This is a genomic window from Aeromicrobium sp. WCS2018Hpa-31 (assembly GCF_031843905.1).
Lineage (GTDB): Bacteria > Actinomycetota > Actinomycetes > Propionibacteriales > Nocardioidaceae > Aeromicrobium.
Genome location: NZ_JAVTJF010000016.1, coordinates 1 through 21,716, shown reverse-complemented (window position 1 = coordinate 21,716; position 21,716 = coordinate 1). Strand labels below are relative to the sequence as shown.

The following is a 21,716-nucleotide window of genomic DNA, read 5'->3' as shown; positions in this document are numbered from 1 at the left end:
TCGCCTTGCTTCATCACTTCGACCAAGGACACCTGCATGCGCACCCCCCTCCCCCGTTCGCGGCACCGCGGCGCGCGCGTCGCGCTCCCCTTCACGGTCCTCGTGCTCGTGCTCTCCGCCTGCGGCGGCTCGAGCGACGACGGGGCCGACGACGACGGACCGCTCGTGGTCTACGTCGGCCGCGACGAGGCGCTCGTCTCCCCGCTCGTCGAGCAGTTCACGAAGGACACCGGGATCGAGGTCGAGGCCCGCTACGCCGAGACCCCGGAGCTCACCGCCACCCTCCTCGAGGAGGGTGACGCCACTCCCGCCGACGTGTTCCTGTCCCAGGACGCCGGTGCCCTCGGCGCACTCTCCGAGGCGGGCCTGCTGAGCGACCTCGACGCGGACCTGACCGACAAGGTCCCGGCGTCGCTCACCTCCACCGACGGGTCGTGGGTGGGCGTGACCGGTCGCGCCCGTGTCATCGCGTACGACAGCGAGAAGCTGGACGAGGCCGACGTCCCCGACGAGGTCGCCGACCTCACGGACGAGAAGTGGAAGGGCCGCGTGGGCTTCCCGCCCGGCAACGCGTCGTTCCAGGCCTTCGTCACGGGCTTCCGCGTCTCCCAGGGCGACGACGCGGCCCAGGCGTGGCTGGAGGGCATGGCCGCCAACGACTACCAGTCGTACGAGAAGAACGGCGCCGTGCTCGAGGCCGTCAACACCGGCCAGCTCGACCTCGGCCTGATCAACCACTACTACTGGTTCCAGACGGCCGCCGAGGTGGGTGCCGACCAGATGCGCGCGCAGCTGACGTTCCCGAAGGCCGGCGACCCGGGCGCACTCGTCAACGTCACCGGTGCGGGCATCCTGTCCGACCACGACGACGCGGCAGCGTTCGTCGAGTACCTCCTGTCCGACGCCGGCCAGACGTACTTCGTCGAGAACACCTACGAGTACCCGCTCGTGGAGGGCATCGACGCCCCGGAGGGCCTGCCTGCGCTGGCCGACCTCCAGGGTCCGGACATCGACCTCTCCGACCTGGCCGACCTCGAGGCCACGGTGCGCATGATCCAGGACGCCGGACTGTCCTGACCGTGACCTCGGACCGGACCCGCCCGGCGCACCGACCCCGCCCGCTCCTGCTCCTCGCAGCAGGAGCCGGCGGGGCCGTCGCCGCGCTCCCGCTCGGCTACCTCCTGGTCCGAGGGGCACAGATCGGGCCCGACGTCTTCGCCGAGACCCTGGGACGGGCCCGGACGTTCTCCCTGCTCGGCTCGAGCGTCGGCCTGGCCGCGGCGGTGTGCGTCACGACCCTGCTGGTCGGCCTCGCCACGGCCGCGGCCACCTCGACGGTGAGGTTGCCCGGCGGTCGCGTGTGGTGGGTGCTCGCGGCCATCCCGCTCGCGATGCCGTCGTACGTCGCCGCCTTCGGCTGGCTCACCACGGTCCCGGGCTGGACCGGCTTCTGGCCCTCGTGGCTCGTGCTCTCGCTCGTGTGCACGCCGTACGTCACGCTCCCCGTGGCCGCCGCGCTGCGTCGTGTCGACCCCGATGCCGCCGCCGTCGCGCGCACCCTCGGTCGACCTCCGTTCCGCGCCTGGACGGGCACCGTGCTGCCCCAGGTGCTCCCCGCGGCGGCAGCGGGCACGCTCCTGGTGGCGCTCTACGTCCTGTCCGACTTCGGGGCCGTCGCCATGCTGCGCTTCGACGTGTTCACCTTCGCCATCTCGCGCGAGTACGGCTCGTTCGTCGGCAGGGAGCAGGCCGTCGTCCTCGCGCTGCTCCTCGTGCTCCTCGCCCTCGGGACCGTCGTGCTCGAGCGGTCGGTGCGTGGTCGCGGTGAGCGATGGCGCACCGGACGGGGAACCGCCGCTCCACCGCGCCCGGTCCGTCTGGGGCCGGCGCCCACCGTCCTCGTGGCGGGCAGCCTGCTCGTGGTCCCCGTGCTGGCCGTCGGGGTCCCGATCCTGGCCCTCTTCAGGCGTCTCGTCGCCGGGACCGCGCGCGCCCTCGACGTCGGCGAGCTGCTCTCGGCGATCCTCACCACCACCCTGCTCGGCATGGTCGCCGCGCTGGCCGTCGTGGTCCTCGCCGTGCCGGTCGGCGTGCTGGCGGCCCGGCACCGCGGCCGGCTCGTGGCCCTCGTCGAGAGCCTCGCCTTCGCCGGGCACGCGCTGCCGGGCATCGTGGTGGCGCTCTCGCTCGTGTACTTCTCGCTGCGCGTGGTTCCCGGGCTCTACCAGGGCGTCGTGGTGCTGGTGCTCGCCTACGTGGTGCTGTTCCTGCCCAAGGCCGTCGGCGCCACGCGCACCAGCGTGGCGCTCGTCCCACCGGTGCTGTCGGAGGTGGCTCGCAGCCTCGGTCGGCACCCCCTGCCGGCCCAGGCACGCACCACCGGCGTGCTCGCCGCTCCGGGAGTCGCCGCAGGTGCGCTGCTCGTCATGCTGACCGTCATGAAGGAGCTCCCTGCCACGCTCCTGCTGCGGCCCACCGGTCTCGACACCCTCGCCACCGAGGTCTGGAGCCGCACGAGCTCGGCAGCGTACGGGGCCGCTGCTCCCTACGCGCTCGCCGTCGTGGCGCTCGCCGCGATCCCCGCGTTCCTGCTGTCCCGACCGACGTCCTGGGAGGCCCGCCGATGGGAATGAACGACATGGACCCCGTGGCACGCGGGCTCGTCGTCTCCGGCCTCGTCGCCGGGTACGACGACGCAGCCGTGCTGCAGGGCGTCGACCTCCGGGTGCCCACGGGGACCCTCGTCGCGCTCGTCGGGCCGAGCGGCTGCGGCAAGACCACGCTGCTGCGCTGCGTCGCCGGCCTGCACCCCACCCGCTCGGGGAGCACCACCCTGCTCGGACGACCGCTCGACGCACCCGGAGCATCGGTGCCCACGCATCACCGGTCGATCACCCTCGTCCCGCAGGAGGCGGCGCTGTTCCCTCACCTCGACGTCGCGGCCAACGTCGGGTTCGGACTGCCCCGCGGGTCGCGCGACAGGATCTCCCACCTTCTCGACCTCGTCGGTCTCACCGAGCTGGCGCACCGTCGCCCGCACGAGCTGTCCGGCGGCCAGCAGCACCGGGTCGCCGTGGCGCGCGCCCTGGCACCGAGCCCTGCCCTCGTGCTGCTCGACGAGCCGTTCTCCGCGCTCGACGCCCGCCTGCGCGACGACCTGCGCCACGAGGTGCGCGAGCTGCTCGTGGCCGAGAGGGCGACGGCCCTGCTCGTCACGCACGACCAGGCCGAGGCACTGACCCTCGCCGACGAGGTGGCCGTCATGCACGACGGGACGGTCCTGCAGCAGGCCGAGCCCGAGGTGCTCTACCGCGAGCCCGAGCACGCGTGGACCGCGACCTTCCTCGGTGAGGCCACCGTGCTCGCCCAGGACGATCCGCTGGTCACGTCCGCGACGATCGACGGCGACGACGGCACCCGGCTGGTCGTACGGCCCGAGCACGTGGTGGTCGACGAGGCTGCGACGCCGGCGGTCGTCGCGCGCCGCTCGTACCGCGGTCACGAGTGGCTCGTGGAGCTCGACCTGCCGGGCCGGCGGGTCCTCATGCGCACCGACGCCGCGCCGCCACCGGTCGGTGCGACTCTCCCGGTGCGGGCCACCCGCGCCCGTCGCGTCACGTGAGCGGCTCGAGGACCGCGCGGACGACGTCCGGCACCGGCGTGACCGCGCGCTCGGAACCGGTCACGTACACGTGGACGAACCGTCCGATCGCGGCCGGCTCGGGTGCCGCGCCCTGGAACAGGCCGATCTCGTAGACCACGCTCGACGTCCCCAGCCGGACCACCCGCAGGCCGACCTCGACGTCGCCGGGGAAGCGCAGCTCACGCAGGAAGCGGCACCCCGTCTCGGCCACCACCCCGTACGCGTCCAGGGTGCGGATGTCGGTGCCACTCGCGTCGATGAGGTAGCCGTTCACCGCCGTGTCGAAGAACGAGTAGTAGACGACGTTGTTGACGTGTCCGTAGACGTCCTCGTCCTCCCACCGCGTGGAGATGCGACGCACGACGGGAAAATCATCGCGCCGTCGGGACCCGTCGTCGGCCGGTGTTCGATCTTTCTGGCTCACGCCATCTCGTCCTCACGCAGTCGCTGGCTGATCACCGTCGTCACGCCGTCACCACGCATGGACACGCCGTAGAGGGCGTCGCCGACCTCCATCGTGCGCTTCTGGTGGGTGATGACGATGAGCTGGGAGTTGGCGCGCAGCTCCTCGTAGATCTCCAGCAGACGCCCGAGGTTGGTGTCGTCGAGCGCCGCCTCGACCTCGTCGAGGATGTAGAACGGGCTGGGCCTGGCCTTGAACAGCGCCACGAGGAACGCGACGGCCACGAGCGACCGCTCGCCACCGGAGAGCAACGACAGCCTCTTGACTTTTTTTCCGGGCGGGCGCGCCTCGACGTCGATGCCGGTCGTGAGCAGGTCGTCGGGGTCGGTGAGCAGCAGACGGCCCTCGCCGCCGGGGAAGAGTCGGGAGAAGACCCCCTCGAACTCGCGCGACACGTCGGCCCAGGCCTCGCTGAAGACCTGCTGCACCCGCTCGTCGACGTCGGCCACGATGTCGAGCAGGTCCTGCCGGGTGCGCTTGAGGTCGTCGAGCTGCTCGGACAGGAACTGATGACGCTCCTCGAGCGCCGAGAACTCCTCGAGCGCCAAGGGGTTGACCTTGCCGAGCATGGCCATGGCCCGCTCGGCGGCCCGCAACCGCTTGGTCTGCTCGGCCCGGTCGAACGGCCGACCTTCCGGCTCGGCCTCCGGGTCGTCCGCGTCACCGGTGGTCGCGACGGCGTCGTCGGTGGCCTCGACCACCTCCGGCGCCGGGGGCGGCACCAGCTGGTCGGGACCGTACTCGGCCACGAGCGCCTCGACCTCGACGCCGAGCTCCTCCAGCGCCCGCGCCTCGAGCGCCTCGAGGCGGAGCCGCTGCTCGGCCCGAGCCATCTCGTCGCGGTGCACGGAGGTGGTGAGACCGTCGAGCTCCTCGGCCAGAGTCCGCAGCCGCGCGCGCACGTCGCGCAGCTCCGTCTCGCGGCCCGAGCGCGACTGCTCGATCTCGGTCCGCAGCGCCGCCGCCTCGGCGATCGTGGTCTCGAGCCGGGCGAGCGCGACGTCGCTCACCGCCAGCACCGCGCGCGCCGTCTCGGCCTCGCGCAGCTGCTGCTCACGCCGCAGCCGGGCCTGGATGCGCGCCTCGCGCTCGGCAGCCGCCGACGCCACCAGCGCACTCGCCTGGCCCTCGAGCGCGCGGGCCCGTTCCTCGTTCGTGCGCAGCGCCAGTCGCGCCTCCGTCTCGGTGCGACGCGCGGTCGACGCGACCTCGGCGAGCTCCTCCAGCGCCGAGGTGTCGGGTTCCTCCTCCGGCGCCTCCTCGGCCTGCGTGAGGCGCTCCTCGAGCTCGGCCAGGCCGCCCAGGTCGCGCTCGTGCGCCTCCTGGGCCGACGCGATCGCCGCCGTCAGCCGCTCGGCCTCGCCCTTGGCCGCGCGCGCCGTCGACCCGAGCTGGCCGAGGGACTCCGCGACGGCCGACATCTCCGCGTCGGACTCGTGCAGCTTCTCCATCGCCGCGTCGACCCGCTCCTGCGCCGCTGCACGTTCCTGCGCGATGCGCTGCGCATCGAAGCGGAGCGTCTCCAGCTGCCGGTCGGCCTCCCCCAGCTCCTCGCGCGCCTGGTCGATGGCGGCCTGGACCTCGAGCAGGCTCTGCTGCGACGACGACCCACCGGAGGCGTAGTGCGCCCCGAGGATGTCGCCGTCGCGCGTCACCGCCGTGAGGTCGGACGCCTGGGCGACCAGCACCTTGGCGGCCGCGAGGTCGTCGACGACCGCGACCTTGAACAGCAGCCGACGCAGCGCCGCGTGCAGGGTGGCGGGCGGGTCGACGACGTCGACGGCGTAGGTGGCACCGTCCGGCAGACCCGGCCACCCGGTGTCGTCCAGCTCGGTGTCACCGCCGAGCAGCAGCCCGGCCCGACCGAGGTCCTCCGTCTTGAGCAGCTCCATCGCCGTGACGGCGGTGTCGAGGTGGTCGACGGCCACGGCGTCGGCGGCGGACCCGAGCGCGGAGGCGATCGCGGCCTCGAAGCCGGGGCGCACGGTGATGAGCGCGGCCACCGAGCCGAGCAGCCCGCTGATCTCGTCGGAGACCGCCAGCAGGGCACCCGCACCGTCCTTGCGCGCCAGGCCCACCTCCAGCGCCTCGACACGAGCGGCCAGACCTGCCTGCCGGCGGCTCGCCTCCTGCTCCACCGTCGTGACCTCACGGGCCTTCGCCTCGGCCTCGGCCAGCGCGGCCTCGGCCGACTCGAGCGCCTCGTCGAGCCCGGACTCGCCCTGGCTCAGCCCGGCGATCTCGCTCTCGCGCACGGCGAACGCCTTCTGCGCCTCCTCGGACCGTTGGAGCGCCTCGTCGCGCGCCGAGCGCAGGCGGGCCACCTCCGCGTCGGCGGCCTCGGCACGGCTCTTGAGCGCGTTCACCTGCCCGTGCAGGCGCGCGAGACCCTCACGACGGTCGGCGGCGGCCCGCAGCAGACCCGCGACCCGTCGCTCCTCCTCGCCGTAGGACGTCTCGGCCTCGCCCCGCGCCGCCACGGCGGTCTCGAGCGCGGCCCGCGCCTCGGCGACCGACGTCGTCATGGCCTGGTGCTGCTCCTCGACCCGTCGGGCCTCCGCCTCGAGCTCCTCGGGGTCACGCCCGGAGGGCCGGTCGTCGGACTCCACGGCGGCCAGCCGGATCCGCTCGTTCGCGAGCCCGGCGGTGCCGCGCATGCGCTCGCGCAGCCCCGACAGCGCGTACCAGGTCTCCTGGGCGGCCGACAGCGCCGGCGAGTCCTCGCGCAGCCGGTCCTCGAGCTCGGTCTCCTGCTGGCGCGCGACGGACACCGCGTGCTCCACGGCCGACCGTCGCTGCTTGAGCGCGGCCTCGTCGGCCATCTCCTCGGCGATCGTGGACCGCGCGGTGACGATGTCGTCGGCGAGCAGGCGGGCCCGCGCGTCGCGCACGTCGGCCTGGATGGTCACGGCACGCCGCGCCACCTCGGCCTGGCGGCCGAGCGGCTTCAGCTGGCGCCGCAGCTCGGTGAGCACGTCCTGCAGACGCGTCAGGTTCCCCTGCGTCGCGTCGAGCTTGCGCAGCGCCTTCTCCTTGCGCTTGCGGTGCTTGAGCACACCGGCGGCCTCCTCGACGAAGCCGCGGCGCTCCTCGGGGGTGGCCCGCAGCACCGAGTCGAGCTGCCCCTGACCGACGATCACGTGCATCTCGCGGCCGATGCCGGAGTCGCTCAGCAGCTCCTGCACGTCGAGCAGGCGGCAGCTGGTGCCGTTGATCGCGTACTCCGAGCCGCCGTTGCGAAACATGGTCCGCGAGATCGTGACCTCGCTGTACTCGATCGGCAGTGCACCGTCGGTGTTGTCGATCGTGAGGACCACCTCGGCGCGGCCGAGCGGCGGGCGGCCGGAGGTGCCGGCGAAGATGACGTCCTCCATCTTGCCGCCGCGCAGCGACTTGGCACCCTGCTCGCCCATGACCCAGGCGAGGGCGTCCACGACGTTCGACTTGCCGGAGCCGTTCGGCCCCACCACGCACGTGATGCCGGGCTCGAGCTCCAGGGTGGTGCTCGACGCGAACGACTTGAAACCGCGCAGCGTGAGGCTCTTCAGGTACACGCGACCACCCTAGTGCGTCGCCGTGTCCCGCCCTCGGAGGCGAGCGAGGGTACCGGGATCAGCGCGAGAGCGGCTCGAGCAGGTCGCCCGCGGTCACCTGGTCGACCCGCTCGGACAAGGTCTTGAGCAGACCGTCGTTCTCGGTGTTCAGTCGCAGCACCTCGGCCTCGAGGTCGGCGACACGTCGGCGCAGCCGCGCGACCTCGTTCAGCTGGTCGAGCGTCGGTCCACCGACGAATCCGACGAGAGCCTTGGCCATGAGTGATCCTCCGCAGGAAGGTCGCGGCTCCGGCTCGAGTGCCGGGCGGCGGGACTGGGGTACAGCGGCGGCTGCGTCTGCCAGTGTCCCACCGCGACCGGGCCCGGGTCAAACCTCGGGCGTCCACCGGGACCCGCCCGGCGTGCACCTAGGCTGCAGGACGTGGACGCATCTCTCTTCCGGCCCGTCGCCGAGACCTGGCGTCCCGTCTCCCCCGCCCTCACGACGCGTCGCCGCATCGTGCTCGTCATCCCGCTCGTCGTCCTCACCGTCCTGCTCGCCGCGGGTGCCGCGACGACCGCGGCCGTCGACGCCCACGTCCTCGTGACCATCGGGCTCGGGGCCCTGGCGGCGTGCGCCGCCGCGGCCGCCGCGACGACCTGGTGGTGGGCCGAGCGGAACCGTCGGTCCTGGGGCTGGGCGGAGGCCGAGGACGACCTGCTCGTCACCTCGGGCGTCATGTTCCGCCGACTCGTGGTGGTGCCCTACGGCCGCGTCCAGTTCGTCGACGTCGAGGGCGGGCCGGTCGAGCGACGGCTGGGCATCGCCCGCGTCTCCCTGCACACGGCCAGCACCGAGACCGCGGCCGTCGTGCCCGGCATCCCGGCCGACGAGGCGCGCCTGCTCCGCGACCGGCTCACCGAGCTCGGGCAGGCGCGCGATGGCGGGGTCTGAGCCCGTCGAGGCTGCCACCTCCGGCGACCCGGGCACCGCCCTGCCGACCGTCGGCAGCCGCACCCACCCCCTGACCGGTGCGGTGCAGGGCGGGCTGTGGGCCGGTGCCGCGGTGATCGCGATCGGCACCTCCTACCTCCAGGGGGACCGCTGGGACGGCGTGCCGTGGTGGGCCGCCCTGCTCGGCGTCCTCGGCGGAGGCCTCCTGCTCGGCCAGGCCGCAGGCTTCGTGTCCTGGTGGTTCACCCGCTACGTCGTCGACGACGACGAGGTGCGCATCGACAGCGGTGTCCTGAACCGTCGGTCGCGCCGTGCCGCGTTCGAGCGCATCCAGGCCGTCGACGTCGCCGAACCGCTCCTGGCCCGGGTCGTGGGCCTCGCCGAGGTGCGGATCGAGCTGGCCGGAGGGGACGAGTCCCGGCTCGTCGTCAAGTTCCTCCCGCTCGACCAGGCCCACGACGTCCGTCGACTGCTCCTGAGGCGGGCGCACGGTGGCGCTGCCGACGATGCCGACCCGGTCGAGGCGCTGGACGACCGCGACCTCATCACCCGGGTCACACCGGAGCGCACGCTGCTCGGCGCCCTCCTGAGCCTGGACCTGCTCACCGCGCTGGCGGCCGTCGCCGCGGTGGTGCTGGCCGCCATCGGCTTCGGCGCGCCGCTCGTGCTCCTCGGTGGCGTGCTCCCGGCGCTCTCCTGGGCGGTCCAGCTGATCTCGCGGCGCGTGGTGGCGGAGTGGGGCTTCACCCTCTGGCGCACGCCACACGGTCTGCGGATCGAGCGAGGACTGCTGTCCCTGACCTCGCAGACCATCCCGTTCGCCCGGGTGCAGGGCATCGCCGTGGTCGAGCCGATCCTCTGGCGATCTCTCGGCTGGTGCCGTCTCGAGGTCGACGTCGCCGGCAGCGGCACCGGCGACGAGGCAGCCCGCGAGACCACCCTGCTGCCCATCGCGGACCGTGCCCTCGCGGCCGCTCTGGTCGACGAGCTCGTTCCCGAGACGGTCGGCGACGAGGTCGACCGGACGGGGCCGGTCCGAGCGAGCCGGCGGTCGTGGCCCTTCGCACCGATCGGCTGGCGCTACCGCTGGATCGACCTGGGCCTGCGGCGCGCGACGTCGTCGACGGGGTGGTTGGCACGACGGACCAGCAGCGCCCCCCACGCGAAGGTGCAGTCGATCGCGCTGCGCCAGGGACCGCTGCAGCGGCGTCTCGGCGTCGCCACGGTCGAGCTGCACACGCCCGACGGACCCGTCGACGTCGACGCCCACCACCTGGCGGGCCCCGTCGCCCGGGACGTCGCGCTCCGGGCGGTCGGTGCAGCCCGGTCGGCCCGTGCCGACGTCGGGTCAGCCGCCGCTGGTGGCGTCCTCGGCCGCGGGGTCGACGGCACCCACGACCTCGCGTGAACCGAGCCACCCGTCCGGCAGGGCCACCTTGCGGGGACTGCCCTGACGACCGCGCGGCGTCCCGAGCTCGGAGACCGGGTAGGGCTCGTCGGGGTCCAGGTCGCGGAGCAGCCGGTCGAGCGAGGAGTACGACGAGACGCCGCCGAGCTCCGTCCGGATCCGCGAGCCCGCTGCGAAGCCCTTGAGGTACCAGGCGACGTGCTTGCGGAACTCGATGCAGCCGCGCTCCTCCCCCAGCCAGTCGCCCAGGAGCTCAGCGTGCCGCCGCATGACGGCAGCCACCTCGCCGAGCCTCGGCAAGGTCGGCGTGGGCGCCTCACTCCCGGAGTCGGCGCCGAGGGTGGCGGCGAGGTCGCGGAACAGCCACGGCCGACCCAGGCAGCCGCGACCCACGACGACGCCGTCGCAGCCCGTCTCGGCCATCATCCGCGCGGCGTCGGTGGCCTCCCAGATGTCGCCGTTGCCGAGCACCGGGATGCCGACCGCGGCCTTGAGCTCGCCGATCGCCTGCCACCGGGCCTGTCCGGAGTAGTGCTGCGCCGCGGTGCGCCCGTGCAGGGCGATGGCGGCGCAGCCCGCGTCCTCGGCGATCCGACCGGCGTCCAGGTACGTCAGGTGGTCCTCGTCGATGCCCAGGCGGGTCTTCATGGTGACCGGCACGCCGTACGGCTGCGCCGCTCGTACCGTCTCCTCCAGGATCCGTCCGAGCAGCCCGGCCTTCCACGGCAGCGCGGCCCCGCCACCCTTGCGGGTGATCTTGGGGACGGGGCAGCCGAAGTTCAGGTCCACGTGCTCGACGCCGTGGTCCGCGCAGAGGATCTCGACGGCCCGCCCCATCACCACCGGGTCGACGCCGTACAGCTGCACCGACCGCACGGTCTCGTTGTCGGCGAACGTCAGCATCGACAGGCTGGTGGCGTCACCCTCGACGAGCCCGCGTGACGTGATCATCTCGCACACGTAGAGCCCGGCGCCCTGCTCGGCGCACAGCCGCCGGAACGCCACGTTGGTGACGCCCGCCATCGGCGCCAGGACCACCGGGACGTCGACCTCGAGGTCGCCCAGGCGCAGCGCGGCGGGCTCGCGGAGTCCAGGCGCGGCGCTCGGGTCGGTGACGGTCATGAGGGTTCCAGTATCCCTGGTCGCCCTCGTCGCTCGTGCACGGGACAGCACGCAGGGTCGGCGTCCGACCGTCGCCGGACGCCGACCCTGGTGGGTTCCTCGTGAGCAGTGGCCCGGAGGGCCCGGAGCGGGAGTGGCTCCGGTCCCGGCGACGAGGGCGGGCGACGTACAGGCCGGGCGAATGGGAGAGTCGTCCGGCGCCGCTCGCCTGCCGTGGGCGTGTCCCACGAGGAGGCTCGAGTGGGGCCCTGGCGTACGACCCCGAGTTCAATTGTGCCAGGGAGCCGGGTGCAGGCACCCGGATCTGGAAGCACCGACGAGCCCGCCGCCGGTCCGGGTCGACGAACGTCGTCGATGCTCCCAGCAGATCTGCGTGCCCCTGGTCGACGCGTGATCCTCGTCCATCTTGGGCACAGGGCACCCGACAACGGAACACCTCAGTGGAAAGAACTTCCTGAATGACGGAAAGAACATGGAAAAGTCATTCTTCCCGCCGTTCGACCCCGACGGGCACCGGTCAGGACGAGGGCTTCCAGCGCACCGCCGAGGAGGCGTCCGACGGCTGGAGGTCGATCGTCCGGAGGGTCTCCCCCTTCGGCACGAGGTAGATGAAGCACAGCGTGGCGGAGGCGCCGGACAGGAAGCGGCCCGGCAGCGCCGACGACGGGCAGGGCTCGAAGTCGCCGACCAGCTCGCTCGCCGGGTACACCGTCTCGGCGCTGGAGTGCGCCAGCACCGGCAGGGACGACCCACCCAGACCGGCCGGTCCGTCGTTGCGGACGGTGAGGTCGACGTAGTAGGGCGTCGCGGTCGAGCTCTGCTCGTCGAGGCTGAAGAACCGGAAGTCCTTGAGCGTGCCCTTGCGCACCTCGTCGACGATCACGGTGACCGCGCTCGCCGCACCGTCGCCGAGGTCCAGCACCACCGTCGCGGGCTTGCCGAGGGCGAGGGACGTTCCCGGCTGGGTGAGCGTGACGCCGGCCGGGACGTCGAAGCCCTTCGGCGTGGGGACCGGCGGCGCCTCGTCCGCGGACGAGCAGGCAGCGGCCAGCGCCAGGACCAGGACGGAGGCGGCGACGGGACCGGTGCGCGTGCTCACGGGACGATTGTGGCCCTGGCGGGGTTCAGCACCCGGGCAGGCGCGCCGCGAGCCAGTCGCGCACCTGCGTCAGACCCACCCGCTCCTGCTGCATCGTGTCGCGGTCACGGATCGTGACGGCCTGGTCGTCGAGGGTGTCGAAGTCGACCGTGATGCAGAACGGCGTGCCGATCTCGTCCTGGCGGCGGTACCGCTTGCCGATCGCGGCGGCGTCGTCGAACTCCACGTTCCAGAAGCCGCGCAGCTCCTCGGCCAGCCCGCGGGCCGTGGGCGACAGCTGCTCGTTGCGCGACAGCGGGAGCACCGCAGCCTTGGCCGGGGCGAGCCGCGGGTCGAGGCGCAGCACCGTGCGCTTGTCCACGCCGCCCTTGGTGTTGGGGGCCTCGTCCTCGGCGTAGGCATCGACGAGGAAGGCCATCATCGAGCGGTTGACGCCGGCCGCGGGCTCGATCACGTACGGCGTGTAGCGCTCGCCCGTGGCCTGGTCGAAGTACGACAGGTCCTTGCCGGAGTGCTCGCTGTGCGTGCGCAGGTCGAAGTCGGTGCGGTTGGCCACACCCTCCAGCTCTCCCCACTCCGAACCCTGGAAGCGGAACCGGTACTCGATGTCGACGGTGCGCTTGGAGTAGTGCGAGAGCTTCTCGGCGGGGTGCTCGTAGAAGCGAAGGTTCTCGGGATCCACGCCGAGGCCGGTGTACCAGCCCATGCGCGTCTCGAGCCAGCGCTCGTGCCACTCCTCGTCCGTCCCGGGCTCGACGAAGAACTCCATCTCCATCTGCTCGAACTCGCGCGTGCGGAAGATGAAGTTGCCCGGCGTGATCTCGTTGCGGAAGCTCTTGCCGATCTGCCCGATGCCGAACGGCGGCTTCTTGCGCGAGGTGGTCATGACCTGCGCGAAGTTCACGAAGATGCCCTGCGCGGTCTCGGGGCGCAGGTAGTGCAGACCCTCCTCGGACTCCACGGGACCGAGGTAGGTCTTGAGCAGGCCGTTGAACATCCGCGGCTCGGTCCACTGGCCCTTGGTGCCGCAGTTGGCGCACACGAGGTCGCTCATGGACACGGCGTCGGGGTCGGCCAGGCCCTTCTTCTCCGCGTACGCCTCCTGCAGGTGGTCCTGGCGGTAGCGACGGTGGCACGAGAGGCACTCGACGAGCGGGTCGACGAACGCGGCGAGGTGGCCCGAGGCCTCCCACACGGACGTGGGAAGGATGACCGAGGAGTCGAGGCCGACGACGTCGTCACGCCCCTGCACCATCGAGCGCCACCACTGACGCTTGATGTTCTCCTTGAGCTCGGTGCCGAGCGGCCCGTAGTCCCAGGCCGACTTCGTGCCGCCGTAGATCTCGCCGCACTGGTAGACGAATCCCCGGCGCTTGCAGAGGGAGATGACGGTGTCGATGAGGCTCGTGGCCATGGTGAGGCGCTCCGTTCCGGCTGGGTGTCGGCGGGCCGTGCGCGCGTCCGTGGCCGCGCGCGCCCGAGTGGGCCTCAGCGTACCCACGCCGGTTGTGACCGGGTCGACACGGTGACGATTTGACAATCGTTCCCGCAACTCTTGAGAATCGTTCTCATGACGTCCTCCCTCGTGCGCCCCGCCGTCCTGCTGTCGTCCTGTGCTCTCGTGCTGGCCGGGTGCGGCAGCTCCGGAGGGAGCACCGATGACGTCTCGGTCGTCACGTCGTTCTACCCCGTCCAGTTCGTCACCGAGCGCGTCGCCGGCGACCGCGCCGAGGTCACCAACCTCACGGCCCCCGGCGGGGAGCCGCACGACCTGGAGCTGAGCCCGCGGCAGGTCGCCGCGGTGCAGGACGCCGACCTGGTCGTCTACCAGAGCCAGTTCCAGACGGCCGTCGACGAAGCCGTCGAGCAGGCCGACCGCACCGAGGGCACCACCATCGACTCCGCCGAGGGCGTCACGCTCATCGAGGAGTCCGAGGAGAAGGGTGAGGGCGACGCCCACGAGGAGGGTGACGAGCACGCGCACGAGGAGGGCGACGAGCACGAGGGTCATGACCACGGCCACGACCACGGCGGGGTCGACCCGCACCTGTGGCTCGACCCGACCAACCTCGTCCCGGTCACCGAGCACGTGCGCGACGCCCTGGTCGAGATCGACCCCGACCACGCCGACGAGTACCGCGCCAACGCCGCCGCGCTCGTCGAGGACCTGACGACCCTCGACGAGGACCTGACGACCGGGCTCGCCGACTGCAAGGTCCGCGACATCGTGACGAGCCACGCAGCCTTCGCCTACCTCGCCCAGGCCTACGACCTGACGCAGATCCCGATCGCCGGCATCGACCCCGGCACGGAGCCGTCCGCCGCCCAGCTCGCCACGATCTCCGACCTGGTCAGGACCGACGGCATCACCACGGTCTTCACCGAGACGCTCGTGAGCCCCGCCGTGGCGAACACCGTGGCCCGCGAGGCCGGGGTCGAGACGGCTACGCTCGACCCGATCGAGGGACTCACCAAGGCGACGTCCGACGAGGACTACCTCTCGATCATGCGCACCAACCTCGCCACCCTGCAGAAGGCCAACGACTGCTCATGACACACCCTCCGCTCCTGATGCGTGGCGTCGACGTCACGCTCGGCGGGGACCCGGTGCTGCGCGACGTCGACCTGGAGGTCGCGCAGGGTGAGTTCGTCACGCTGCTGGGCTCCAACGGCTCGGGCAAGTCGACCCTCGTCCGCGCCGCCGTCGGGCTCGTGCCGTCGACCGGCACCATCGAGCTGTTCGGCGAGCCGCTCGACGGGTTCCACGGCTGGCAGCGCATCGGCTACGTGCCCCAGCGGTCGGCGGCCGTGGCGGGTGTCCCGGCCACCGTCCGTGAGGTCGTCGCGAGCGGTCGGCTGTCGCGCCGGCCCCGGTTCGGGCTGCCCCGTCGTTCCGACCGGGAGGCCGTGACGACGGCGCTCGAGAGCGTCGGGCTCGCCCACCGTGCCGGCTCCCCGCTCGTGGAGCTCTCCGGCGGGCAGCAGCAGCGGGTCTCGATCGCTCGGGCGCTCGCCGGGGAGCCGGACCTCCTGGTGATGGACGAGCCCACCGCAGGCGTCGACGCCCACCACACCCAGGACCTCGCGGGGCTGCTGGCCGATCTCGCCGCCGACGGCACCACCGTGCTGCTGGTGGCCCACGAGCTGGGCCCGATGCTCCCCCTGATCGACCGTGCGGTCGTGCTCGATCGCGGTCGGGTGGTCCACGACGGGCCCGTCGACGACCACGTCGCGGGGGCCCACCAGGAGCACCACGGCGACGCCCACCCGCACTCCGCGCAGCCCGGTCGCCTCCGACCCCTGCCCGAGGAAGGGGTGTGGTGATGCTCCAGATCCTCGACTACGAGTTCATGCGGCTGGCGATCGTCGCCGCCGTCTTCACCGGCCTGGCCGCTCCCGCCATCGGCACCTACATGGTGCAGCGCCGCCTCGCGCTGCTCGGCGACGGTCTGGGCCACGTGGCGCTCACGGGCGTGGCGATCGGCCTGCTCACCGGCACCGCGCCTCTACTGACCGCCCTCGTCGTGGCGGTGCTGGGAGCCGTGCTCATCGAGGTGCTGCGCACGTTCACCCGCACGAGCGGCGACGTCGCTCTCGCGATGCTGTTCTACGGCGGCATCGCCGGAGGCGTGCTGCTGATCGGTCTCGCCGGCGAGGGTGCCGCCACGCTGAACCGGTACCTCTTCGGCTCCATCACGACCGTCACGCCGTCCGACGTCACCGTCGTCTCGGTGCTGGGCGTCGTCGTGGTCGCCCTGTGCCTGGTGCTCTCGCCCCAGCTGTTCGCGGTCTGCCAGGACGAGGAGCACGCCCGAGTGTGCGGCGTGCCCGTGCGTCTGTACGGCGTGCTCATCGCGGTGCTCGCGGCGGCGACCATCACGGTCGCCATGCGCACCGTCGGGCTGCTCCTCGTCTCGGCGCTGATGGTGGTGCCGGTGGCCGCAGCGCAGCAGGTCAGCCGGAGCTTCCGCTCCACCCACCTGGCTGCGATGGCCATCGGACTGGTCACCGCGGTCTCCGGCGTGGTCGTCAGCTTCGAGGCCGACACCGCGCCCGGCCCGACGATCGTGCTCCTCGCCCTCGTGGCGTTCGCCCTCGCCGCGGTCCTCCGGGGAGTGACCGTCGGGCTCCGGCGCCGGTCGGTACGCTCGCCCTGAGGAGGACCATGGTCGACGTACGCAACACCAGGCAGCGCCGCGCCGTCAGCGCGGTGCTCGACGAGCTGGAGGGCTTCGCCAGCGCCCAGCAGATCCACGGCGAGCTGGGCCAGCGCGGCGAGAAGGTCGGTCTGTCCACCGTGTACCGCAACCTGCAGGCGCTGGTCGACGCCGAGCAGGTCGACGCCCTGCGCGGCAACGACGGCGAGGTGCTCTACCGCCGCTGCGAGGCCGGCGACCACCACCACCACCTGGTCTGCCGCTCGTGCGGTCGCGCCGTCGAGGTGGCCGGCCCCGCGGTCGAGTCGTGGGCCACCAAGGTGGCGTCGGAGAACGGCTTCACCGACGTCGAGCACACGCTGGAGATCTTCGGCACCTGCGTCGACTGCTCACGGTGACCACGCTCGCCGGCACGACGCTCCCTGCCACGACGCTGCCTCCGGAGCGCTGGAAGCCTCTCGCACTGGCCCACCGCGAGCGAGCTCGTCGTTGGACCGCGCCGCACCTGCTGCGACGCGAACGGCGTGAGCCGCACCCCGTGGTGGACTTCCTGTTCGAGTACTACAACCTCTCCCCCGGCCAGCTCGAGCGCTGGCACCCCGGACTCGGCACCGGACTCCTCCACGCCCCGACGCACGCCGCCCTCGGCGCCTACGTCACCCACGAGGGGGTGACGACCGTGGACGCGCAGCGCCTGACGTCGCGCGCGGCCGGACTGCGCTGGACTCGCTCCCTGCTGGCGGCCACCCTCGACCGGCCGGCTCGGTGGGGCTGCTTCGGGCTCCACGAGTGGGCCATGGTCTACCGCGCCGAGCAACCGCGCCACGACCTCCCGCTGCGCCTCGGCCGCTCCGGCACCGATGCGGTCGTGGAGTCCCACCCCCTCGCGTGCACCCACGTCGACGCCTTCCGCTTCTTCACGCCGCAGGCTGCGCCGCTGAACGCCCAGCACCTCGGTCGCGAGCACCAGCTCGACCAGGAGCAGCCGGGCTGTCTCCACGCCAACATGGACCTGTACCGCATCGCCTTCCGGCTGCTGCCGTTCGTGGAGTCGACGGTGGTGCTCGACGGCTTCGAGCTGGCCCTCGAGATCCGCGCGGTCGACATGCAGGCCTCTCCCTACGACGTGAGCGCCTTCGGGCTGGAGCCGATCGCGATCGAGACCCCCGAGGGGAAGGCGGAGTACGTGCGGCGTCAACGGGCGTTCGCCGACCGGGCCGAGCCACTGCGCCGGACCCTCCTCGACCACGTCGACCGGCTCCTCGCCCACCCCGCGCTCGACGCTCCGGGCCAGGAGCCACCTCGCCGGTACTAGGCTCATCGGGTGGCCGACCTCCCCATCATCCGCGCCGGTGACGCCCTGACCGCCGCGGAGGTCTACGCGATCTGGAAGATTCGTGACGCCGTCTTCGCGGTGGAGCAGCAGTGCGACGAGCCCGACGTCGACGGCATCGACCTGCTCCCGACGTGCACCCACCTCTGGTACGCCGACGAGGCCGGACCGACCAGCTACCTGCGGACCTACGTCACCGACGCGGGCGTGCGCAAGGTCGGCCGCGTGGCCACGCGTTCCGACAGCCGCGGGCAGGGCCTGTCCAGCCGGCTCCTGCGCGAGGTGCTCGACCGGTGGGGCGACGCCGAGATCCGGCTCGGCGCCCAGGCGTACCTGCACGACTGGTACGCGGGCTTCGGCTTCGAACGGTGCGGCGACAACTTCCTCGAGGCCGGGATCGACCACGTCCCGATGCGCCGCGCGCCGGGTGCGTGACGCTCAGCCCACGACCGTGGAGTCGGCCACGACCGCGTCGAGCGCCTCACGCAGGTCGGCGCGCACACCGTCGGCGTACTGACGAACGGCCGCGCGCGCCGCGGTGTACTGCTCGGCGTACTGGAAGCTCCCACCCTGCCCGGCGTCGAGGCGGGCGGCGAGCCGTTCGGCCTCGGTGACCACGTGCTGCAAGGCGGCGCGCACGGCGTCGCGAGCGGCCGTGGCGGCCTCCGGCGCGTCCGTGGACTCGAACGTGGCGAGGGCCGAGCGCATCGGCGGCAGCAGCTGCGTCCGCAGCGGATCGCCACTCGTGACGACGGTCGGCGGCGCGAGCTCGGCCGGGTTCAGGTCGAGGGCACGGTTCGCGGCCAGCACGAAGGCCCGGGCGTCGACGGAGACGTCGACCACGTCGCCCAGCCGTTGCCACGACTCGCGCAGGGTCACCACGTCCTGGCGCGCTGCGGCGTAGGCGCTCGACCCCGACTCGCCGCGCTCGGGTGCCGACGCGAGCTCCGGCAGGTCGTCACCGCGTGCCTCGATCACCTCGGCGACGTCGGTCGGATCGGCCGCGTCGACGGCCTCCAGGTCCTTCACGAGCGCCGCACGGAAGCCGGCCGCCTCGCCGGCGTACTCCTGGGCGACGTCGTCGGCCCGCTCCACGTCCGCCTGACGTGCGCGGGCGTCGACCACGACGAACCCACCGATCACCAGCCCGAGGACGAGCGTCGGCGCGAGGACCAGCGCGAGGAGGCGGCCCCGGGTCACGCCGCTCGCTCCTCAGGCACTGCCGACCGGGACACCGTGGCGGCGCAGCCCGTACGTGAGGGCGTCGACCATGGCCTCCCACGAGGCCTCGATCATGTTGGCTCCCACGCCCACCGTGACCCAGGAGTCCTGACCGTCGGACGTCTCGATGAGCACCCGTGTGACGGCGTCGGTCCCGTGGCCCTGGTCGAGGATGCGCACCCGGAAGTCGATGAGGTGGAACCGCGCGACGTCGGGGTAGAGCTGCTCGATCGCCTGGCGCAGGGCGTGGTCGAGGGCGTTCACCGGGCCGTTGCCCTCACCGATGACGGCCAGCCGCTGTCCGGCCGCGCGGAGCTTGACGGTGGCCTCCGTGCCCCGGGCCGACTCGGCCAGCACGCGCCAGGACTCGACGTCGAAGTAGGAAGGGCGGCCACCCTCCATCTCCTCGGCGAGGAGCAGCTCGAAGGACGCGTCGGCGGCCTCGAACGTGTAGCCCTGCTGCTCCATCGCCTTGACCCGGTCGGTCACCCGGGCGAGTCGGCCGGCGTCGGCAGCCACGTCGTAGCCGAGCTCGCGACCCTTGAGCTCGATGGTGGCCCGGCCGGCCATCTCCGAGACCAGGAGGCGCATGTCGTTGCCGACCAGCGCCGGGTCGATGTGCTGGTACAGGTCGGGGTCGACCCGGATGGCGCTGGCGTGCAGGCCCGCCTTGTGCGCGAACGACGAGACCCCGGTGTAGGGCTGACGCGCCGACGGCGGGTAGTTGGTGATCTCGGCGACGGCATGGGCGATGCGCGTGGCGTCGGCGAGCGCGCCGTCGGGCAGCACGCTCATGCCGAGCTTCAGCTCGAGGTTGGCCACGGACGTCACGAGGTCGGCGTTGCCGGTGCGCTCGCCGTAGCCGTTGATGCAGCCCTGCAGGTGCGTCGCTCCGGCTCGCACGGCCGCCATCGAGTTGGCCACGGCACAGCCCGTGTCGTTGTGCGCATGGATGCCCAGACGCGCCCCGACCCCGAGCGCGTCGGCCACGACCTCCTCCACCTGGTTGGGAAGCATGCCGCCGTTCGTGTCGCACAGCACCACCACGTCGGCGCCGGCGCCTGCCGCCTCGGCGACGACCTGCAGCGCGTAGTCGCGGTTCGCCGCGTACCCGTCGAAGAAGTGCTCGCAGTCGACGAAGACCCGCTGCCCCTCGGCGCGCAGGTGGGCCACGGTGTCGCGCACCATGGCGAGGTTCTCCTCGAGGGTGGTGCGCAGGGCCAGCTCGACGTGCCGGTCGTGGCTCTTGGCCACGAGCGTGACCACGGAGGCACCCGAGTCCCGGAGAGCGGCGACGAGCGGGTCGTCGGCGGCGGCCACGCCGGCACGGCGCGTGGCGCCGAACGCGGCGAGCGTGGCGTTCTGCAGCTCGAGCTCCTTCGCGGCCAGCGCGAAGAACTCCGTGTCCTTCGGGTTCGAGCCCGGCCAACCGCCCTCGATGAACCCCACCCCGAGGTCGTCGAGGTGACGCGCCACGTGCATCTTGTCCTGCACGGAGAGGTTGAGACCCTCCTGCTGGGCACCGTCGCGCATCGTGGTGTCGTAGACGTGGAACTCGTCGCTGATCACACGCGCCAGTCTAGTCGGCGCCCGACCTAGGATGGACGGCTATGACCTCTCGACCCGTGCCGGTGCCCACCACGTGCGAGTGGATGTATGCGGTGATGACGCCGGAGCCCCTCGAGCACGAGGACCACCTGCCCCTCCCGAACGCGGCGCTCCTGCGCGCGCACGGCACCTCGCAGGTCGGCCTCGCCCGCCTCGAGCGGTGCCCCCACCAGGTCGTGCTGCAGAGCCAGGCGCCGGTCGAGACCGCCGCCGCCGCGGCGCGCGACACCCGCATCCAGGCCCTCGAGATGGCCTCCCGGCACGACGGTGTGGTGGTGGAGCTGCTGACACCGCGCGTGGTGGAGCTGACGAGCGAGCAGGTCTCCCTCGCGCACGCGGCCCAGTGGTACGTGCTGGACCACGCGGCTCTGCTCGACGGTGACCTCGTGACCGACGGACTGGCCCAGTTCGGCCTCCCCGAGGTCCGCGTGCGCGGCACCGTGCCCGACGGACGCGGCGCGGAGCACCGCATCGACCGGGCCATGTCGAGCGCGGTGCTCGCCGGGCTCGTGCACCGGCTGATCGCGGAGTGGCCGGCGCAGGACCCGGTCGGAGAGGCCACGATCACGCTGAGCGACATCGCGTTCGGCCTGGGCGACCCCCAGGCCGACGTGACCCCACGCGACCGGGGCATCCGGATCTCCATCGACTACGTCCCCGACGACCACGTCCTGGGCGTCGAGCTGCTCGAGGACCCCGCGACGACGTTGTTCGTGTAGGTCGATCGCCCGCTGCGTCGCCTGCGGGATCGTGGACCCGTTGCGGTGCCTGCGGGGGCTTCGACTCGCTGCTGCGCTGCCTCGGCTCGCGCTGGGGTCCGCCTCCGAGAGGGCCTCGACCGGGCGGCCGGCGCGGGACGCGGCTCGGGTTCTCGGGCCGTGGCGGGTGCTGGGCGCGGCGCACGATTCTTCGTTTGCGCGTGGGGGACGCAGGATTCTGCGTTCACGTGCGGGGGCGCACGATGCTGCGTTCGCGCGTGGGGGACGCAGGATTCTGCTTTCGTGCGCTGGGGGACGAACGCTTCTGCGTTCGTGTCGGGATCCGGTCGTGAACGCAGCATCGTTCGGGCCTGCGCACATGAACGCAGCATCGTGGCCGCCTGGCTGCGCGGGCTGGCAAGGATTCTCCCTTCTCGTGGACCGGTCCACGAGAAGGAAGAATCCCTGACCCTGCG

At 72.6% G+C, this 21,716-nt stretch carries 20 protein-coding genes; 12 read left to right on the top strand and 8 right to left on the bottom strand.

All coding sequences use genetic code 11. From position 1 onward, the window contains the following. The first annotated feature begins 36 nt into the window (after positions 1-36). From RQG84_RS17540 to RQG84_RS17530, 3 genes are read left to right on the top strand one after another with little or no spacing between them, the layout of a single operon-like run. Entirely contained in the window at positions 37-1,077 is a 1,041-nt protein-coding gene (locus RQG84_RS17540) for an iron ABC transporter substrate-binding protein (protein WP_311211095.1), read from the top strand. 2 nt (positions 1,078-1,079) lie between these two features. Then, positions 1,080-2,633 (top strand): ABC transporter permease subunit, encoded by a 1,554-nt coding sequence (locus RQG84_RS17535; protein ID WP_311211094.1) that lies wholly within the window; start codon positions 1,080-1,082, stop codon positions 2,631-2,633. Then, positions 2,624-3,622: an ABC transporter ATP-binding protein gene (locus RQG84_RS17530; RefSeq protein WP_311211093.1), complete on the top strand. Its 999-nt coding sequence runs from the start codon at positions 2,624-2,626 to the stop codon at positions 3,620-3,622. The genes RQG84_RS17535 and RQG84_RS17530 overlap by 10 nt, the downstream gene beginning before the upstream one ends. Here RQG84_RS17530 and RQG84_RS17525 read toward each other — a convergent pair. The 3 genes from RQG84_RS17525 to RQG84_RS17515 are packed head-to-tail and all read right to left on the bottom strand — an operon-like array spanning position 3,615 to position 7,919. Next, positions 3,615-4,067, bottom strand: coding sequence for a thioesterase family protein (locus RQG84_RS17525; protein ID WP_311211092.1), 453 nt, complete (start codon positions 4,065-4,067; stop codon positions 3,615-3,617). The genes RQG84_RS17530 and RQG84_RS17525 overlap by 8 nt on opposite strands. Continuing rightward, positions 4,064-7,660, bottom strand: coding sequence for a chromosome segregation protein SMC (gene smc, locus RQG84_RS17520; protein WP_311211091.1), 3,597 nt, complete (start codon positions 7,658-7,660; stop codon positions 4,064-4,066). Before smc ends, RQG84_RS17525 begins: the two co-directional genes overlap by 4 nt. 58 nt (positions 7,661-7,718) lie before the next feature. Further along, on the bottom strand, positions 7,719-7,919 hold the full coding sequence (locus RQG84_RS17515; protein ID WP_055967237.1) for a hypothetical protein: 201 nt from the start codon (positions 7,917-7,919) through the stop codon (positions 7,719-7,721). Positions 7,920-8,081: 162 nt separating this feature from the next. Here RQG84_RS17515 and RQG84_RS17510 point away from each other — a divergent pair, with 162 nt between their 5' ends. Continuing rightward, positions 8,082-8,594 (top strand): PH domain-containing protein, encoded by a 513-nt coding sequence (locus tag RQG84_RS17510; RefSeq protein ID WP_311211090.1) that lies wholly within the window; start codon positions 8,082-8,084, stop codon positions 8,592-8,594. After that, complete coding sequence (locus RQG84_RS17505) at positions 8,581-10,002, top strand: PH domain-containing protein (protein ID WP_311211089.1); 1,422 nt, start codon at positions 8,581-8,583, stop codon at positions 10,000-10,002. Before RQG84_RS17510 ends, RQG84_RS17505 begins: the two co-directional genes overlap by 14 nt. On the opposite strand, the gene dusB is transcribed toward RQG84_RS17505, so the two are convergent. From dusB to RQG84_RS17490, 3 genes are all read right to left on the bottom strand, one after another. After that, positions 9,943-11,124, bottom strand: coding sequence for a tRNA dihydrouridine synthase DusB (gene dusB / locus RQG84_RS17500; RefSeq protein WP_311211088.1), 1,182 nt, complete (start codon positions 11,122-11,124; stop codon positions 9,943-9,945). The two genes, RQG84_RS17505 and dusB, sit on opposite strands and share 60 nt — an antisense overlap. A 517-nt stretch (positions 11,125-11,641) precedes the next feature. After that, positions 11,642-12,223: a hypothetical protein gene (locus RQG84_RS17495; protein ID WP_311211087.1), complete on the bottom strand. Its 582-nt coding sequence runs from the start codon at positions 12,221-12,223 to the stop codon at positions 11,642-11,644. A 25-nt stretch (positions 12,224-12,248) separates the two neighbouring features. Next, a complete protein-coding gene (locus RQG84_RS17490; protein WP_311211086.1) occupies positions 12,249-13,637 on the bottom strand; it encodes a glycine--tRNA ligase in 1,389 nt (462 codons plus the stop codon). Between the two features lie 156 nt (positions 13,638-13,793). Between RQG84_RS17490 and RQG84_RS17485 the strand changes: the two genes are divergently transcribed. The 6 genes from RQG84_RS17485 to RQG84_RS17460 are packed head-to-tail and all read left to right on the top strand — an operon-like array spanning position 13,794 to position 18,148. Then, positions 13,794-14,777: a metal ABC transporter substrate-binding protein gene (locus tag RQG84_RS17485; RefSeq protein WP_311211085.1), complete on the top strand. Its 984-nt coding sequence runs from the start codon at positions 13,794-13,796 to the stop codon at positions 14,775-14,777. Further along, positions 14,774-15,547: a metal ABC transporter ATP-binding protein gene (locus RQG84_RS17480; RefSeq protein WP_311211084.1), complete on the top strand. Its 774-nt coding sequence runs from the start codon at positions 14,774-14,776 to the stop codon at positions 15,545-15,547. Before RQG84_RS17485 ends, RQG84_RS17480 begins: the two co-directional genes overlap by 4 nt. Then, positions 15,547-16,380 (top strand): metal ABC transporter permease, encoded by an 834-nt coding sequence (locus RQG84_RS17475; protein ID WP_055968532.1) that lies wholly within the window; start codon positions 15,547-15,549, stop codon positions 16,378-16,380. Before RQG84_RS17480 ends, RQG84_RS17475 begins: the two co-directional genes overlap by 1 nt. Before the next feature lie 8 nt (positions 16,381-16,388). After that, positions 16,389-16,778: a Fur family transcriptional regulator gene (locus tag RQG84_RS17470; RefSeq protein WP_257727799.1), complete on the top strand. Its 390-nt coding sequence runs from the start codon at positions 16,389-16,391 to the stop codon at positions 16,776-16,778. After that, on the top strand, positions 16,775-17,695 hold the full coding sequence (locus RQG84_RS17465) for a 3-methyladenine DNA glycosylase (RefSeq protein ID WP_311211083.1): 921 nt from the start codon (positions 16,775-16,777) through the stop codon (positions 17,693-17,695). Before RQG84_RS17470 ends, RQG84_RS17465 begins: the two co-directional genes overlap by 4 nt. A gap of 9 nt (positions 17,696-17,704) precedes the next feature. Further along, positions 17,705-18,148: a GNAT family N-acetyltransferase gene (locus RQG84_RS17460; protein ID WP_311211082.1), complete on the top strand. Its 444-nt coding sequence runs from the start codon at positions 17,705-17,707 to the stop codon at positions 18,146-18,148. 3 nt (positions 18,149-18,151) lie between these two features. On the opposite strand, the gene RQG84_RS17455 is transcribed toward RQG84_RS17460, so the two are convergent. Continuing rightward, the gene (locus tag RQG84_RS17455; protein WP_311211081.1) at positions 18,152-18,913 is read right to left on the bottom strand and encodes a hypothetical protein; all 762 of its coding nucleotides are present in this window, start codon (positions 18,911-18,913) and stop codon (positions 18,152-18,154) included. A 12-nt stretch (positions 18,914-18,925) separates the two neighbouring features. Further along, positions 18,926-20,503 carry a citramalate synthase gene (gene cimA / locus RQG84_RS17450; protein ID WP_311211080.1) on the bottom strand — a complete coding sequence of 526 codons (1,578 nt, stop codon included), beginning with the start codon at positions 20,501-20,503 and terminating at the stop codon, positions 18,926-18,928. 41 nt (positions 20,504-20,544) lie between these two features. On the opposite strand from cimA, the gene RQG84_RS17445 reads away from it, so the two are divergent. After that, entirely contained in the window at positions 20,545-21,261 is a 717-nt protein-coding gene (locus RQG84_RS17445; RefSeq protein ID WP_311211079.1) for a hypothetical protein, read from the top strand. Positions 21,262-21,716: the final 455 nt, after the last annotated feature.